This window comes from Macellibacteroides sp. (assembly GCF_050251695.1).
GTDB lineage: Bacteria > Bacteroidota > Bacteroidia > Bacteroidales > Tannerellaceae > Macellibacteroides > Macellibacteroides fermentans.
The window spans coordinates 13,010-30,523 of the sequence record NZ_JBFWMI010000035.1 but is presented as its reverse complement, the minus strand read 5'-3'; the positions used below and the strand labels follow the sequence as shown (position 1 = coordinate 30,523).

At 41.5% G+C, this 17,514-nt stretch carries 17 protein-coding genes and 1 tRNA gene; 9 read left to right on the top strand and 9 right to left on the bottom strand.

From position 1 onward, the window contains the following. Nucleotides 1–108: 108 nt before the first annotated feature. The gene (locus tag AB7E53_RS07205) at nt 109–618 is read right to left on the bottom strand and encodes an Arm DNA-binding domain-containing protein (RefSeq protein WP_446774920.1); all 510 of its coding nucleotides are present in this window, start codon (nt 616–618) and stop codon (nt 109–111) included. Nucleotides 619–1,066: 448 nt separating this feature from the next. After that, nucleotides 1,067–1,143, bottom strand: a tRNA-Asp gene (locus tag AB7E53_RS07200). 315 nt (nt 1,144–1,458) lie between these two features. On the opposite strand from AB7E53_RS07200, the gene purU reads away from it, so the two are divergent. From purU to AB7E53_RS07155, 9 genes are all read left to right on the top strand, one after another. Next, entirely contained in the window at nt 1,459–2,331 is an 873-nt protein-coding gene (gene purU / locus AB7E53_RS07195) for a formyltetrahydrofolate deformylase (RefSeq protein ID WP_068179777.1), read from the top strand. A 7-nt stretch (nt 2,332–2,338) separates the two neighbouring features. Then, nucleotides 2,339–2,929, top strand: coding sequence for an imidazole glycerol phosphate synthase subunit HisH (gene hisH, locus AB7E53_RS07190; RefSeq protein ID WP_446774102.1), 591 nt, complete (start codon nt 2,339–2,341; stop codon nt 2,927–2,929). A 5-nt stretch (nt 2,930–2,934) separates the two neighbouring features. Continuing rightward, complete coding sequence (hisA, locus tag AB7E53_RS07185; protein ID WP_079684509.1) at nt 2,935–3,654, top strand: 1-(5-phosphoribosyl)-5-[(5-phosphoribosylamino)methylideneamino]imidazole-4-carboxamide isomerase; 720 nt, start codon at nt 2,935–2,937, stop codon at nt 3,652–3,654. 20 nt (nt 3,655–3,674) lie between these two features. Further along, nucleotides 3,675–4,430, top strand: coding sequence for an imidazole glycerol phosphate synthase subunit HisF (gene hisF, locus AB7E53_RS07180; RefSeq protein ID WP_179400346.1), 756 nt, complete (start codon nt 3,675–3,677; stop codon nt 4,428–4,430). A gap of 14 nt (nt 4,431–4,444) precedes the next feature. Beyond that, nucleotides 4,445–5,041, top strand: coding sequence for a bifunctional phosphoribosyl-AMP cyclohydrolase/phosphoribosyl-ATP diphosphatase HisIE (hisIE, locus tag AB7E53_RS07175; RefSeq protein WP_079684508.1), 597 nt, complete (start codon nt 4,445–4,447; stop codon nt 5,039–5,041). A gap of 12 nt (nt 5,042–5,053) precedes the next feature. After that, nucleotides 5,054–5,746 carry a cell division ATP-binding protein FtsE gene (locus tag AB7E53_RS07170; protein WP_179400345.1) on the top strand — a complete coding sequence of 231 codons (693 nt, stop codon included), beginning with the start codon at nt 5,054–5,056 and terminating at the stop codon, nt 5,744–5,746. Between the two features lie 92 nt (nt 5,747–5,838). Continuing rightward, nucleotides 5,839–7,158, top strand: coding sequence for an aspartate kinase (locus AB7E53_RS07165; protein WP_068179610.1), 1,320 nt, complete (start codon nt 5,839–5,841; stop codon nt 7,156–7,158). Nucleotides 7,159–7,167: 9 nt separating this feature from the next. Next, nucleotides 7,168–8,322 (top strand): diaminopimelate decarboxylase, encoded by a 1,155-nt coding sequence (lysA, locus tag AB7E53_RS07160; protein WP_079684506.1) that lies wholly within the window; start codon nt 7,168–7,170, stop codon nt 8,320–8,322. Between the two features lie 168 nt (nt 8,323–8,490). After that, nucleotides 8,491–9,672, top strand: coding sequence for a glycosyltransferase (locus AB7E53_RS07155; protein ID WP_446774918.1), 1,182 nt, complete (start codon nt 8,491–8,493; stop codon nt 9,670–9,672). A 1-nt stretch (nt 9,673) separates the two neighbouring features. On the opposite strand, the gene AB7E53_RS07150 is transcribed toward AB7E53_RS07155, so the two are convergent. From AB7E53_RS07150 to AB7E53_RS07120, 7 genes are all read right to left on the bottom strand, one after another. After that, entirely contained in the window at nt 9,674–10,918 is a 1,245-nt protein-coding gene (locus AB7E53_RS07150) for an ABC transporter permease (protein WP_446774916.1), read from the bottom strand. Between the two features lie 3 nt (nt 10,919–10,921). Next, nucleotides 10,922–12,121: a pyridoxal phosphate-dependent aminotransferase gene (locus AB7E53_RS07145; RefSeq protein ID WP_079684504.1), complete on the bottom strand. Its 1,200-nt coding sequence runs from the start codon at nt 12,119–12,121 to the stop codon at nt 10,922–10,924. A 105-nt stretch (nt 12,122–12,226) separates the two neighbouring features. Then, on the bottom strand, nt 12,227–13,117 hold the full coding sequence (locus AB7E53_RS07140; protein WP_079684503.1) for a YitT family protein: 891 nt from the start codon (nt 13,115–13,117) through the stop codon (nt 12,227–12,229). Between the two features lie 127 nt (nt 13,118–13,244). Continuing rightward, nucleotides 13,245–13,628 (bottom strand): hypothetical protein, encoded by a 384-nt coding sequence (locus AB7E53_RS07135; protein ID WP_421467957.1) that lies wholly within the window; start codon nt 13,626–13,628, stop codon nt 13,245–13,247. Nucleotides 13,629–13,815: 187 nt separating this feature from the next. After that, nucleotides 13,816–14,199: a hypothetical protein gene (locus tag AB7E53_RS07130; RefSeq protein WP_421467958.1), complete on the bottom strand. Its 384-nt coding sequence runs from the start codon at nt 14,197–14,199 to the stop codon at nt 13,816–13,818. Between the two features lie 165 nt (nt 14,200–14,364). Continuing rightward, nucleotides 14,365–15,540 carry an MFS transporter gene (locus AB7E53_RS07125; protein ID WP_079684500.1) on the bottom strand — a complete coding sequence of 392 codons (1,176 nt, stop codon included), beginning with the start codon at nt 15,538–15,540 and terminating at the stop codon, nt 14,365–14,367. A gap of 16 nt (nt 15,541–15,556) precedes the next feature. After that, on the bottom strand, nt 15,557–17,440 hold the full coding sequence (locus AB7E53_RS07120) for an ABC-F family ATP-binding cassette domain-containing protein (RefSeq protein ID WP_179400340.1): 1,884 nt from the start codon (nt 17,438–17,440) through the stop codon (nt 15,557–15,559). Between the last annotated feature and the right edge of the window lie 74 nt (nt 17,441–17,514).

Genomic DNA, 17,514 nt, shown 5'->3' with positions numbered 1-17,514 from the left:
CAAAAATGGATCAAAAATAAAAGAATCTAACCTGCGTTTAGATAACTTTTTTTATCTTCGCAAACAATGAGCACTGGTATACTTTTCAACTGGAATATGGTATACTTTTCAATTGTTATATACAAACATATGATTTACCTCTTTTAAAGAAATATCAGAAACATGATAATATTCTTTAATAAAGTCTGCCATACGTCTATGAGCAACCTCGTACTTCTGGAGTGTTTCTTTAGATTTACTGATACCAACTAATTTGGCTACATCCTCATTGTGACGTTGGAAAAGTTCGAGAACAGTTTGTTGTTTTACTTCGATACCCAGAAAAATGTTCTTTACTCTGTCAGCATTGACATTGTTTTCTTTTGTCTGTAAGTCATGATAAACATTGTGAATGCTTGTTTTGATTTCATTCAATAGGGCATTGACTTCAACTGCTTCATTTGATTTCCCGGTGGCAACAGATGCCTTTGCGTCCCAAATATTGGGGTGAATGCTTACTTTGGTATTGAAACGGCTTGGTTGTCCGTCAATAGTGATCCGGCACATAATAGGAAGCGTACCGTCTGATTTTTGTTTGTCTCTTTTCACATAGAAAAGAATCCGAAATGTACTTTTCATAAACTCATTTTTAATGTTACAAAATTACTGTGGACTATCTAAAAATGAGCTTTATGCACTGTGCCAAATATGGACAACTCTCCGCCAATATTGGACAAACTGTACCCCCTCCAATCCTATTTACTGTACCCCCTATGCTTTTTTGAAAAAGGGGTACACTTTAGGTTATCAACTTTGTCGTTTCTTGGCTTTTTCTTGTCTTTTGACTAAGACATAATAAATGAAAAAACCCTTCATATTCACTGAATATGAAGGGTTTGTCTTACTTTTGACGCCTTTTGTCTAGAGGCTTCTGCGGTATGGACGGGAAAGCCACCTTTAAGGTTTAATTGGCTTTGTTTCAATGTCTTATCCCTTTGATTTCTCTTAGGGGGTACAGTTTAGGTTAGTATCTCATAACTAACTGTATTTCAACATTTCAACGACTCGTCGCTAATCGACTTACTTCTGGCGGTCCGGACGGGACTCGAACCCGCGACCCCATGCGTGACAGGCATGTATTCTAACCAACTGAACTACCGAACCATTTTGTTTGTAAGTGCTATTCCTCTGAATTGCGATGCAAAGATAGGCGATGTTTTTGAATCCTGCAACACCTCCTCTCAATTATTTTTTATATTTTTTTATTCTTATCTGATTATTAAGCAATTATTCGTTAAAAAAAAATGAAGAAAAATTATGGACTGTATTTATAGCTTTTATGGATTCATACAACAAAGCAAGTGGCCAAAAAGGCAATTTATCACAAAACAAGTCCATTACTATACTTTTTTCAACACAAAGGCATATTTGTGTTTATATATTGCTACTTTTGTGGCCTAAATCCAAAATGATTGAATGATGGAAGAAATACAACGTCCTGCTACGGCAATATTATTGATGCACTGCCCGGATTCGCCGGGTATTCTGGCTACGCTTACCGGATTTATTAATGTAAATGGCGGAAACATTGTGTATCTGGACCAACATGTGGATCGTTTGAAGAATGTGTTCTTCATGCGTATTGAATGGGATTTGAAGAATTTTGTTATCCCAAAAGAAAAAATAGACGATTACTTCAGCACCTTGTATGCTTTTAAATACAACATACAATACCGCATCTATTTTAATGATTACATTCCCCGCATGGCTCTGTTTGTTTCCAAGATGTCGCATTGTATGTACGACATACTGGCGCGTTACACCGCCGGCGAATGGAAAGTGGCTATTCCGGTAATCGTAAGCAACCATCCGGATATGGAAGTGGTGGCCAAAAGATTTGGAATAGACTTCAGGTATTTCCCTATCACAAAAGAGACCAAGGAAGAGCAGGAAAAGCTGGAGCTTGGGTTGTTGGAAGAGTATAAGATAGACTTCATTGTACTTGCCCGTTACATGCAGGTAGTGTCCGAATCTTTTATCAAGCATTTCCCCAACCGGATTATAAATATCCATCATTCGTTTTTACCCGCTTTTGTTGGAGCAAAGCCTTACCATGCTGCCTTCGAGCGTGGTGTGAAGCTGATTGGGGCTACAAGCCATTATGTAACTACCGAACTGGATGCCGGTCCTATTATTGAACAGGATATTGCACGGGTTTCTCATAAAGATACGGTAGAAACCTTGGTAAGAAAGGGAAAAGATTTGGAAAAAATCGTACTTTCGCGTGCTGTAGAAAAACACATCGACCGGAAAATCCTTGTGTTTGAAAACAAAACAATTATTTTTAATTAATCAACGGATGAAAGTTGCAATAGTCAAATACAACGCAGGTAATATATACTCGGTAGCCTATGCCTTGAAAAGGCTGGGTATCAACCCTATTATCACAGCCGATCCCGACGAACTGAGGGCTGCAGATAAAGTCATATTTCCAGGAGTGGGTGAAGCTTTAACGACCATGCAACATTTACGGGAGACTGGCCTCGACAAGGTTATACGCGATCTGAAGCAACCGGTGCTGGGCATATGCCTGGGTATGCAGCTGATGTGTGCCTCTTCTGAAGAGGGAAACACGCCTTGCCTGGGTATATTCGACACTACGGTGAAAAGGTTCATTCCTCAAAGACACGAGGACAAAGTTCCACACATGGGCTGGAATACCCTTACAGATGTAAAAAGCGGTCTCTTTTCCGACCAACTAGCCAATAAATTTGTTTACTTTGTACACAGCTATTATGTTCCGGTAAACGAACATACGGTGGCAACCACCGATTACATTCTTCCGTTCAGTGCGGCAATGCAGAAAGATAATTTTTTTGCTACGCAGTTTCATCCCGAGAAGAGCGGAACGGTGGGTGAATTGATATTGCAGAATTTTATAAACTTATAAAAGATATGATTGAGCTTATTCCGGCAATTGATATCATTGACGGCAAATGTGTGAGACTTACTCAGGGAGATTACAGCAGTAAGAAGGTGTACAATGAAGATCCGGTAGAGGTTGCCAAATCTTTCGAGGCACATGGTATTACCCGTCTGCATGTAGTGGATCTGGATGGTGCCCGTGCCGGCAGGATCATTAATTACCGCACGCTCGAGAAGATTGCCACCCGTACGGCTTTACGGATCGATTTCGGCGGGGGACTCAAACAGGAACAAGATCTCGAAATTGCTTTCGAAAGTGGAGCTATTATGGTTACAGGCGGAAGCATTGCGGTTAAACAGCCGGAGGTGTTTACCTCGTGGATAGAAAAGTTTGGATGCGAAAAGATTATTCTCGGCGCAGATGCCAAAGACCGTAAGATTGCTGTGAGCGGTTGGGAGGAAACAACCGAGCACGAATTATTTCCTTTTATTGAATCGTATCGGCGCAAGGGTATAACCAAGGTGATATGTACAGATATAAGCAAAGACGGTATGCTGGAAGGACCGGCAGTCGACTTGTATAAGGAGATGAAGGAAGCGTTGCCGGGGATACATATCATTGCCAGTGGCGGTGTTAGTTCGGTAAGCGACATTGAAGAACTGGAACAGGCGGGAATTCCATCAGTCATATTCGGCAAGGCAATTTACGAAGGAAAGATTCAGTTGAAGGATTTTCTTCGTTTTGTATAAAATATTTAGATAAGATCAGCATGCTAGCAAAACGGATCGTTCCTTGTCTGGATATAAAGGACGGAACCACGGTTAAAGGAATTAATTTTGTAAACTTCAGGGATGCCGGCGACCCGGTGGAACTTGGAGCTCAATATAGCGATCAGGGTGCCGACGAATTGGTTTACCTGGATATTACGGCATCGCACGAAGGGCGGAAGACTTTTACGGAGCTTGTCAAAAAAGTGGCGGCACGCATCAGTATTCCATTTACTGTGGGCGGTGGTATAAATGAACTGAAGGATGTGGACCGGTTACTTAGCGCCGGAGCCGACAAGGTTTCGATTAATTCGGCAGCATTACGTAATCCGTCGCTGATAAACGAGATAGCGGCCAACTTTGGCAGTCAGGTTTGCGTGGTGGCCATAGATGCCAACATGGAGAATAATGGCTGGCTTTGTTATCTGAACGGAGGACGAATCCCGACGGACAAACAATTGTTTGATTGGGCTAAAGAGGCGGAAGACCGTGGTGCAGGCGAAATTCTGTTTACCAGTATGACGCACGACGGTGTTAAAACTGGATATGCCAATGAGGCATTGGCTACGCTGGCCGATGCGTTACATATACCCGTAATTGCATCCGGAGGGGCCGGTAAGATGGAACACTTTCGCGACGCATTTGTTTTAGGTAAAGCAGATGCCGCACTGGCTGCCAGTGTATTTCATTTCGGCGAGATAGGTATCGGTCAGCTTAAAGACTACCTGCATCACGAAGGCATAAACGTTAGGATATAATAATACGATATAAAATGAAAATTGATTTCGAAAAGATGGGGGGACTTATTCCTGCCATTATTCAGGATAGCGCTACCTCGAAGGTGCTTATGCTTGGATTTATGAACGAAGAGGCTTATGCCAAAACAAAGGAAACCGGGATGGTTACATTCTTTAGCCGTACCAAGAACAGACTGTGGACTAAAGGCGAAACCAGCGGTAATTTCCTGAAGGTTGTTCAGATGCTGGTTGATTGCGACAACGATACATTGCTTATTAAGGCAATTCCTGCCGGCCCGGTTTGTCATACCGGTAAAGACACCTGCTTTGGCGAGAAGAATCAAGAAGATGTGATGTTCCTTAAGTTTTTACAGGATTTTATAGAACAACGCCGACAGGAGATGCCGGAGGGTTCATATACTACGTCTCTTTTCAATAAGGGTGTAAACCGCATGGCTCAGAAAGTGGGCGAAGAGGCTGTGGAAACGGTGATTGAAGCAACCAACGGTACAGAGGAAGGTTTTATCTACGAGGCTTCCGACCTGGTTTATCACCTCATCGTATTGCTTACCAGCAAAGGACTTCGCCTGGAAGATCTGGCTAGGGAGTTGAAAAAAAGACATAAAGGATAATTTGGAAAGAACATGGAAGAAACAACCCTGTTGAGACTGGAGAACGTTGATATTTGTCGCGAAGAGAACGTTATATTACACAATGCATCCTTTGTATTGAAGAATGGAGAGTTTGTGTATGTAATTGGCAAAGTGGGTTCCGGAAAAAGTAGTTTGCTGAAATCGTTGTATTGCGAAATACCCATCATGAATGGCGATGCATTCCTGATGGAATACAACTTGTGTAAAATAAAACGAAAAGAGATTCCCTATCTGCGCAGGAAGCTGGGTATAGTCTTTCAGGATTTCCAATTGCTTACAGATCGTTCGGTAATAAAAAATCTGGAGTTTGTACTGAAGGCTACCGGCTGGAAAAACAAGGAACAGATTGCCGAACGTATTGACAACGTGCTGATTCAGGTAGGCATGCAGAACAAAGGCTACAAAATGCCTCACGAGCTTTCGGGAGGCGAACAGCAGCGTATTGTGATTGCAAGGGCATTGCTGAATGATCCGAAACTTATTCTTGCTGACGAGCCAACCGGAAATCTGGACCCCGAAACCAGCGGCCAGATTTTACAGTTGCTGCACGATATCAGCCGGAGAGGAACTTCGGTGGTGATGACTACACACAACTATACACTGGTGCATAATTATCCGGCACGTATCGTGAAGTGTGAGAACGGATTACTATGTGATCTGAATAGTGATAAAGAGGGAGAATAAATAACAAATCTGACCTTGTAAAATTGCACAAAATATATACCTTTGCACAAGGTTTAAGGCATTGAGAAATAATTTAATATTGAAGTAAAAAAATGAAAGTTTTAAAGTTTGGCGGTACTTCTGTGGGATCTGCACAGAGAATGAAAGAAGTGGCAAAACTGATTTGCGACGGAGACCGTAAGATTGTGGTATTATCTGCCATGTCGGGTACAACCAACTCTCTGGTTGAAATATCGGATTATCTTTATAAAAAGAATCCGGATGGAGCCAACGAGATCATCAATAAACTTGCTCTGAAATACTATGATCATATTGACGAGCTATATGCAACGGATGACTATAAACAGAAGGCTACTGAACTTGTAAAATCTCATTTTGACTATATACGTTCCTTTACAAAAGACCTTTTCACTTTGTTTGAAGAAAAGGTTGTATTGGCTCAGGGAGAACTTATCTCTACAGGAATGATGAATCTGTTCCTTAACGAGTGTGGCGTGAATTCTGTTCTGCTTCCTGCACTGGATTACATGCGTACAGACAAAAACGCAGAACCGGATCCTTTGTACATCAAGGAAAAGCTTTCGAAGATGCTTGAACAGCATACCGATGCGCAACTTTTCATCACACAAGGTTATATCTGTAGAAATGCTTACGGAGAGATAGACAACTTGCAACGTGGCGGAAGCGACTACAGTGCATCTCTGGTGGGCGCTGCCATTAACTCGGAAGAAATTCAGATCTGGACTGATATAGACGGTATGCACAACAACGACCCTCGTGTGGTTGACAAAACAGCTCCGGTACGTAACCTTCATTTTGAAGAGGCTGCCGAACTGGCTTACTTCGGTGCTAAGATTCTGCATCCTACCTGTATCCTGCCTGCTAAATTGAACAACATTCCGGTTCGTCTGCTTAACACCATGCAACCTGAAGCTCCGGGCACGCTGATTTCTAATAAGACAGAAAAAGGCAAGATCAAGGCAGTTGCTGCAAAAGACAATATCATTGCCATCAAGATTAAAAGTGGCAGAATGCTGTTGGCTCACGGATTTTTACGCAAGGTATTCGAAATCTTTGAAAGCTACCAGACTCCCATCGATATGGTTACAACCTCGGAAGTGGGTGTGTCTGTAACAATAGACAACAGAAAGCATCTGGAAGAGATTGTGGACGACTTAAAGAAATATGGTACCGTAACCGTAGATACCGACATGGTGATTGTATGTGTTGTGGGCGATATGCAATGGGATAATGTTGGTTTTGAAGCAAACATTATCAGTTCACTGAAGGATATACCTGTACGAATGATCTCTTATGGAGGCAGCAACTACAATGTTTCCTTACTTGTAAAGGCAGAAGACAAAAAACGGTCACTACAAGCATTAAGCGACCATCTTTTTAACAACAAGTAAAAATCATCTATGAAAGGAAATTTTCCAATCAATAAATTAAGGGAGTTACAAACTCCCTTTTATTTCTATAATACCGACCTATTGAGGGATACGCTGGCTCTTATCCGGGCTGAAGCAGACAGATATGGGTTTCATGTGCATTACGCTGTTAAGGCAAATGCAAATCATAAGATATTGTCTATTATCCGCGAAAACGGTCTGGGTGCAGATTGTGTAAGCGGTGGTGAGATTAAAGCAAGTCTTGCTGCAGGATTTCCTGCAAAGAAGATTGTTTTTGCCGGTGTGGGTAAAGCCGACTGGGAGATAAACCTGGGACTGGACAATGACATATTTTGTTTCAATGTTGAGTCGGCTGCCGAACTGGAGGTTATCAATGAACTGGCTGGAGCTAAAAACAAAGTGGCTTCTGTGGCTCTGCGTATTAACCCCGAGGTTGATGCACACACCCATGCCTACATAACAACGGGATTGAAGGAAAACAAGTTTGGTATAAACCTGAGTCAGCTTGACAGCGTTCTTGATCTGTTTGAAACATTGAAGAACGTAAAACTGATTGGTTTACATTTCCATATCGGTTCTCAGATTACGGATCTTTCTTCTTTCCAAAGTCTTTGCTCGCGGGTAACCGAAATTCAGGAGAATATGGCACGCCGCCGTATTCTTGTTGAGAATCTTAATTTTGGAGGTGGTCTGGGTATTGATTACCACCACCCCAACCATCTGCCCATACCCGACTTTAAAGAATACTTTGCCATATTCCACAAGCATATGAAGCTACGTCCGGAACAACAGGTTCATTTCGAACCGGGCCGTTCGGTTGTAGGACAATGCGGAACACTTATCACAAAGGTTCTTTATGTAAAAGAGGGTGCCAGCAAAAACTTTGCCATCGTGGATGCAGGTTTTACAGAGCTGATACGCCCGGCCTTGTACCAGGCTTATCACAGAATTGAAAATCTGACCAGTGAGGAAGCTGAAGAGGTGTACGACGTAGTAGGACCAATTTGTGAATCGTCCGACAGTTTTGGAAAGTCGGTCGACCTCAACAAGGTACGGAGGGGCGATCTTATCGCCTTACGTTCTGCCGGAGCCTACGGCGAAATTATGGCATCGCAATACAATTGCAGGCAATTGCCAAAGGCCTATTTTTCGGACACATTATAATCTGAAACATAAAAAAAATAAAGTCGTATTGCCACACAGGGATACGACTTTATTTTTGTTTATGGGATTTTCGAAGATGTACTTCGTACTCATTTTATTAGATGAGTTCTTCCTTTTAATAATGAAAAACTTTATGTACGTTTGTAGATTGGAACAGAAGATATGACAATGGAACAACTTATATTTTTCACTAACATAGAGATTGCGGTTTTAGGTACAATCGTTTTTTTATTTTTAGTTCAGCTGGCTTACTACGCCGGAATTTATGCCAAACCTCTGCGCATGGCGAAACGAATGAATGCCTCCGCAGATTCTTCTAACGGTAAAGATATGCCACCGGTTTCGGTTATTGTTTATGCTAAAAACGAATCTGAAAATTTAAAAAGCAACCTGCCGCATATCCTGTCGCAAACCTATCCCGATTACGAAGTGATAGTTATAAACGACGGCTCTACAGATGAAAGTGATGAGGTTTTAAAAAGACTTGAGAACGACAACAAACACCTCTACCACACCTATATTCCCGAAAATGTGAAGTACCTGAGCCGTAAGAAGCTGGCGCTTACAGTTGGAATTAAAGCGGCGAAGCATGACATTCTGCTTTTTACCGAAGCCAACTGCTATCCTAAAAGCAATCGGTGGATTTCAAGTATGGTGGGCCCTTTTACAGATGGAGCCGACATGGTTTTAGGTTTCAGCGCATACGAATGCAAAAAAGGATTTTTCCACAAGCTGGCGGCGTACGATAATCTAATCATCGGAATTCAATACCTGGCCTCCGCCCTTATAGGTCACCCGTTTATGGGTTACGGTCGTAACCTGGCCTATAGAAAGAACCTGTTTTTCGAACACAAAGGCTATTATAAATCATTGAATCTGCACGCTGGCGACGACGATTTATTTGTAAACGAGGTGGCTACTCCCACCAACACTAAGGCTGTATTCTGTCCGGACAGCATTACCGAAATGATTGCCATTGATCGTTTTAAGGTATGGAAAGAGATGAAGGTTTCGAGGGCTGCTACCCAGAAATTTTACAAAGGGTTCTCGCTGTCGTTCTATCGTATTGAATCGGTAAGCCGCTTTCTATTTTTCGCAAGCATCGCAGCAGGTATTTTTCTTGGCGTTACAGGCAATCCTCTTGTGGCCGGTATAGCCTGTTTCTTCGGATTGCTTCGACTGGCAATCTTGTTGATGGTACTACATAAGTCATCTCTTGCCTTACAGCAAAAGCCTGTAACTGCATGGCTTCCGTTGTTGGAAATCATACAGCCGCTATGTAATTTGTATGTTCGTTTTTACCGGATATTCAGAGGGAAAAATGACTATACTTTCCGGATGCAACGATAAGTTATTCGAACCGGATGCTCTTAGCCGGATCGATCTTAGTAATAAGAAATGATGGTCCAAGCATCATAAGCATGGCAACCGACAATGTTCCGATGTTAAGAAGAACCCAAGTGAGGATATTGATATCAACCGGTACCGCATCCAGGTAATAGATTGAAGAATCGAGGGAAATAGGCTGAAATTTTGACTGAATAAGACATAAACCTATACCAATTATATTACCCCATATCATTCCTTTTCCAATCAGGAAGAAAGAGATATAAAGGAAAATTTTTCGTATTCCGCGGTTATCATGCCCCAGAGCTTTAAGAATACCAATCATATTGGTTCGCTCCAGAATGATAATAAGCAGTCCCGAGATCATGGTAAATCCGGCAACAGCCATCATAAGCACCAATATAACCACCACATTGATATCCAATACATCCAGCCAGTTGAATATCATAGGATTCAATTCTTTGATGGAACGGACGTAGTAGGTGTTATCGTTCCGGTCTTTCTTCTCGGAATAGCTGAAGTACAGCTGCTCGCTGATGGAATCAAGCCGGGCATAGTCGTCCACATATAATTCGAGTCCGCTTACCTGATCGGCCTCCCAGCCGTTTAATCGTTGTACCTGTTTAATATCTGCTATTACAAAAAGCTTGTCGTAATCCAAAAATCCGGTTTCGTAGATACCCGTAATAGTAAATTTGCGGGCACGCACACTTTCCTGTACAAAATAGGTAAGAAAGCCATCCCCTACCTTCAGGCTGAGGCGGTCTGCCAGGTATTTAGAAATGATGACGGATGTTCCGCTTTCTTTGGGTGAAACAGAAAATACATCGCCCGATTTCAGGTTTTTACGGAAAAAGGTCCAGTCGTACTCCTCTCCCACTCCTTTAAGTACAATACCCTGGAATGCAGAGTCTGTTTTAAGTAATCCGGGCTTGGTTGCAAAACGTTCTACATGGCTTACGCCATCTGTGTGGGAAAGATCGGTAAGAACTGCATCATTTACCGCAATCGGGCTTGTTTCGTAAGATACGTTACTGTCGAGGTTGGTTATCTGAATATGGCTTCCAAATCCTATAACTTTATTTCGCACCTCCTTTTTAAATCCGATTACAATGGCAACCGAAAGAATCATTACAGCCAGCCCCAGGGCTATGCCTATCATGGCAATACGGACAGCAGGAGGGGTTACCTGTTTGTCTCCCTCCTTGCTGAAATGAATTTTCTTTGCGATGAACAGTTCCAGATTCATAGGCTACAGGACCCTTCCCGGATAGGCTTCCAAAGCCTTTGATAAAACAACCAATGCCTTTGCAAGATCTTCCTTTTTTAACACATAAGCTATACGCACCTCGTTTTTACCTAAGCCGGGAGTGGTGTAGAATCCAGATGCAGGAGCCATAAAGATGGTTTGTCCTTCGTATGAGAACTCTTCCAGACACCAGGCACAGAATTTATCTGCATCGTCTACTGGTAACTTAGCAACGGTATAAAAGGCTCCCATCGGAATGGGAGAATAGCATCCGGGGATACGGTTTAATCCGTCTATTAAAAACTTTCTTCTTTCCACATATTCATTGTATACCTCCAACATATAGGTATCAGGGGTATCCAGGGAAGCTTCGGCAACAATCTGACCAATTAATGGAGGACTTAATCTAGCCTGGCACCATTTCATCACATTGGTTCTTACTTGTTCATTTTTGGTAATAAGAGCTCCGATACGCAACCCGCATTCGCTGTAACGTTTGGAAACAGAGTCGACCAATACCACATTATTCTCAATCCCTTTTAAATGAAAAGCAGAAATATAAGGAGCTCCTGTATAACAGAACTCACGGTACACTTCGTCCGAGAACAGGAAAAGATCGTATTTCTTAACTAAATCACGAATCTGATCCATCTCTTTCTGGGTATATAAATAGCCAGTGGGATTGTTTGGGTTGCAGATCAGGATTGCTTTTGTACGAGGCGATATCAACTCTTCAAACTTTTCCATGGATGGAAGAGCAAAACCCTCTTCAATGGTAGATGGAACTGTTTTAATTACAGCTCCGCAGGATATGGCAAATGCCATATAGTTTGCGTAAGCCGGTTCGGGCACGATAATCTCATCACCCGGATCCAGACATGCCATAAATGAAAAGAATACAGCCTCCGATCCTCCGGTTGTAATTATAATGTCATCTACATCAACCTCGATATTAAACTTATGATAATATTTTACCAGTTTTTCACGAAAGCTGCGGATGCCTTCACTGGGAGAATATTCCAGCACGGTGCGGTCCAAATGGCGCGCCGCCTCGATCGCGACTTCAGGCGTAGGTAAATCGGGCTGACCGATGTTGAGGTGATACACCACAGTACCTTTTGCTTTGGCCTTATTGGCAAGCGGAACGAGCTTTCTGATTGGAGAAGCCGGCATATCGACTCCTCGTTGTGAAATATTAGGCATCCTATCCTATGTTAATTAGTAAATAAAAATAAAAATCCAATTATAAAATCACACAAAAGTAGGGCTATTTATAGTATTATGCAAATTATAAATAAACTATCCGCCTTATCTTCCCGGCAGAGGTGAATCTTTGCTGGCATGCATTGTTGAAACAAAAGCATCAGGATCGACTTCTTTGATTTCATTCTTAAGTCTTGGCAAATCTTTTCGTTCGGCAATGGTGAAAATGATCTCTTTCTCTTCGCCGGCATACATTCCTTTACCATGCAGGAAGGTTCCCCTCATTCCCAGTTTGTTGACTAAAATATCTTTCATTTCATTTGTTTTGCGTGAAACGATAAATACCGCCCTGCTGGGATTTTCTGTCTGAAGCATCTCTACTATCTTCCCGAAAACAAATATAGTGAACCACGAATACAAAGGTACTGCCCAATCCTGGAATGCAATCAGACCGATCAGCACAACCGTTGAATCTATCGCAATAATCATATCGCTTACCCTTAAGTTTGAGTTATTAGCAAGCACTCTTGCCAACACGTCGGTTCCGGCACTGGTACTCTGGGCCTTGAAAATACAGGTTACCCCCATACCTAAGATCATACCTCCATAAAAACAGGCGATAAACGGATCATTTTCTACAAGCGTTCCTTCTCCTAAGATGTACGACAATGAGTCGGTAAACAAAGAGATCAGTACAAAAGTAAGCACAGTTTTTGGTCCTGATGACAGACCAATTTTCTTCATCGCAAGGAACATCAGCGGAATGTTGAAACATAAAGCGGTTGCTCCGATGGGTAATCCTTCCGGAAGCAAAGGGATAAGTCCCTTTGTTGAGTAGTGCAAAACAATGGATATTCCATATACCCCTCCAGGAACAATCTTATACGGGGCCAGGAATAATACGTAACTTAAGGCTTGCAGAAAAGAACCAACTATGATAAGTACATAATCGGATGGTTTAATGTTTGGCGCTTTAAACGCTAACTGTGATTTCATGTTATTATTTGTGTCGTTATTTGTGTTGTATTTATCTGCTCTTAAAATTGCGCAAAGATAGATAAAAAAAAGAGATCATATACTTTACATACATAATCTCTTTGTCCAATTTTAACGATCTGCCAGTTTACTTCTCTGCATCTGCAAAATAGGTAACCTGTTCCTCTTTTGCAAACAACCGGTTATGGTTATTGGTGACATTAATCAGAACTAAATACTTACGATATTGCTCTTGATTCAGTGCTTTTTTCATAAGTTTCAAATTCCCGTAAACTGCTTTATATAATTTACCATTAAAACTGCTTTCTCTTGCAAATGATGCTTTCCTTAACTGATCATTGAAATAAGTATTAATAGCATACACATCATTCATTTGAGATGGTTTTAACTGCAAATACTGACTTAGCCTGTCATAATTGATTTCAGAAATCAAATGATCATTTTTGCCTCGTGAAAATCCCAATGCCGCAATACAAAATGTTGCGAACAAAATTATACCTAAACGTCTCATAATTCTTGTTGATTAAAATTGTTACATATTCAATTCTTCAACCTTTATTAGCTAATAATAAGTCTGTTAACTACATATAAGACGAGTTCCGCAAAAGAATGGTTACAGCATTAAGTCTTTTTTCAAAAAAAAAAGAGACTACATACCTGCGTATGTAATCTCCCGATTCATTGTTTAATGTATTCGATTATTCATTAACCTCTGCCAGGTAAGTATCGCCATATCCGGCACTGAACAAACGGTTGTTGTTGTTTGTAACATTAATCAAGGTTAAATATTTACGGTACTGGTCTTCAGAAAGAGTTCCTTTCATCAACTTCAGGTTGCTGTACACAGCCTGGTGAACTTTCTTGTCGTAACGACTTTCGCTTGCACGTGAAGCTTCGGCCAATTGCTCGCTAAAAAATTCATTAATGCTTGCGACCTCATTCATCTGTGATGGTTTCAGCTGCAAATAATTGCTTAGCTTTTCGAAACTAATATCTGAAACCAAATTCACTTTTTTACTCTGTCCAAAACTCATTGTAGCTACCAACACGATAGCGGAAAAGACTAAACCTAAACGTCTCATAATACCTACTAATTAAAATTGTTTCTACTCTTGTTCTCTTGTATTGCCCTAAACATCAGACCGCTGTCTAACTCTTTGACACAAAACTAAGAAAACGTTTAACACAAAAAATAGTGGTTCCGATTAAGAGTTAAAATGTGTCGGCAAAAGGGTTTATTATACCGACTAATTCTCAATCCTGTACTTTTCATAAGAGGGTTTAGCATAAAGCAGATAAACAAAGAGGGAAAGCAAACAACAAAAGGCTCCAACCAGATAAGCAGCAGATAAACTGCTGACTGAGGCTATAAACCCTGTTGACAACATTCCAATACCCATACCCAGATCTAATGACGTGAGGTAAGTAGAGGTTGCAGTTCCCCGTCGGTTAGGGTGTGCCACATTTACAAACAGAGATTGGAAAGCCGGAATACTTACTCCATATCCAATGCCAATAAAAAATGCGGCAACGAAAAAAATAAGAACGTTATGCAAGGTTGCAAAAACAACAAGTGATATTATTATTCCGACTATAGCACTAGTCAGCAATAAATGGAGCTTGCCCCTATCAATCATCCTCCCGGAAAATATACGGGCAGAGCCTACACCTGTAGCCATAAAGATAAAGAAATAGCCCGGATTACTCACATGAATCTCTTTACCATACAACACTGCAAAAGATACAACCATTCCATACCCGATGGAACAAAGCATGTGAGAGATACCTGCAGGAATTGCCTGAATCAGGATAAATCTATCCAAAGAAAAAGGAGGACGAGATACCTTCTCTTTTTGTACATGCTTGATGTTATATACGGCTATCACACCTAACAAGGCTGCAAGTAAACAAATAACAATCAAGGTATGAAACCCGAATGCATTGTAAACAGGCACCGCCAGAAGTGGAGCCAATGTCATAGCCAGACTTAGCGTTAGACCGTAAAAACCGATCCCTTCGCCCCGGCGTTTGGAAGATATTACGTCTATAGCAATGGTGTTGCCAGCCACAGACGATAATCCCACAGAACCTCCCTGAATAAAACGAACCAGCATTATTGACGCTACTGTTGCAGCAACCAAATAACCGGCAAACAAGGCCGTAGTAATAGTAAATGCTACAAGGTAAAGAGGTTTACGTTTAACCGCATCTACCACATAACCCGAAAACGGACGCACACACAACAAACCGATTGTATAACTTGCAAGTACAACTCCTACCCACGAAGACGAAATATTTAACTCCTCAACAAGGTAGACAGGTATTATTGGCATCAGCATATTCATCGGCAAACTCATCAAAAAGTGCGCCATGCATGCAAAAACAAAACTCCGGGTCCAAAGTCCCGGCTTCCGTTCATCCATTTCGTTTACTCTTTTATCAAGCCCACTCGCTTAATTCCAGCCATCGCATTGTCTTTTCATCAATCTCGTCCAGCAACTCTGCAATCCGCTGCGATTTGGCCATCAGGTCGTCATTACTTAAAGAACCGCTGCTCAGCGCTGTTTCCAGCGAAGATTTTTCGGTTTCCAATGAAGAAATCTCTGCCTCGAGAGCTTCGAATTCTCTTCGTTCATTAAAACTTAATTTCTTTTTTTGCTCAACACCACTTGATCGGGCTACCTTCTCTGTGGGAGGATTCAATTTTTGCTTGGCCGACTCTTCAGCTTTTGCGTTTTGCGATTGAATCTCCTTCCATTCGCGGTATTGAGTATAATTACCAGGAAAATCCTGAATATCAGCATTTCCCTTGAAAACTAACAAATGATCAACTACCTTATCCATAAAGTAGCGGTCGTGAGATACAACAATAACACAGCCCTTAAAGTTGCGAAGGTATTCCTCCAGCACATTTAAGGTCACGATATCCAAATCATTCGTTGGCTCATCAAGAACCAGGAAATTGGGGTTTCTCATTAAAACAGTGCAAAGATACAATCTTCTTTTTTCTCCACCGCTCAATTTGTAAACAAAATTGTGCTGTTTATCTACAGAAAACATAAAATATGTCAAAAATTGTGACACATTCATCGTTTTACCATCTCCTAGCTGTACAAATTCCGCTAAATCCTGTACAACATCGATCACTTTCATTTGCTCATCAAACTGTAGCCCATCCTGGCTATAATATCCAAACCTTACGGTTTCACCCACATCGAATCCTCCACTGTCGGGTTCAACCTCACCCATCAACATTTTAATAAAGGTAGACTTTCCTGTTCCGTTGTTCCCCACGATACCCATCTTTTCGTAACGGGCAAAAACATAATCGAAGTCCTTCACAATCTGCAAATTTCCGAAACTTTTGGAAACCTTCACCGCCTCAAAAATCTTAGAACCTATATAAGATGCCTTGACCTCCAAGCTTACGTTTCCATCCATCCGCTGTTGCTTTGCTTTAGCTTCCAGATCATAAAAGGCATCAATCCTATATTTCGCTTTGGTACCTCGTGCCTGAGGTTGTCTGCGCATCCAGTCCAACTCTTTTCTCAACAGGTTATTAGCCCGTTCAATCTCGGTATTGGTAGCTTCAACACGTTCTTGTCTTTTTTCCAGGTAATAGCTGTAATTTCCTTTATATTGAAAAAGTTGTTGACGATCGATCTCTATAATTTCGGAACAAACCCTGTCCAGAAAATAGCGATCATGCGTTACCATAAGCAGACTGATGGTAGAACGGCTGAGATAACCCTCAAGCCACTCCGTCATTTCCAGATCCAGGTGGTTGGTAGGTTCGTCCAGAATAATAAGTTCAGGATCGGTTATCAGCACATTGGCTAAAGCGACCCTTTTTAACTGTCCTCCTGAAAGTTCTTCAACCTTCTGATCGAAATTAGTAATCTTCAACTGAGATAGAATCTGCTTGGCTTTCTGTTCGTAGTCCCAGGCTTTATTGTTATCCATGCGCAACAGAATATCCTCCAGATTGGAATGATCTCCGCTAGCCATTGCCGCCTCGTATTCGGCAATCAGCCGTACTGTTTCGTTAGGAGAATAAAAGCAGGCCTGCATTACTGTAAGACCGGCCGGATATTGCGGAGATTGCTCCAGATAACCCACTCTTAAGTCGTTACGAAAAACAACCGATCCGGCATCGTAATCTTCTTTGCCGGCAATGATGTTTAAGAGTGTGGTCTTTCCGGTACCGTTTTTGGCGATAAGACCTATTTTTTGTCCTTGAACAATACCAAATGTAATCGAATTAAAAAGAACCAGTTCGCCAAAACTCTTAGTTAAACCGTCAATCTGTAAGTAGCTAATCATCTGCAAGTAAAGTTTGTTTCGATTGCAAAGGTAATATAAATAATAAGACGGAGTGAAAAGGATGATTTACCTTT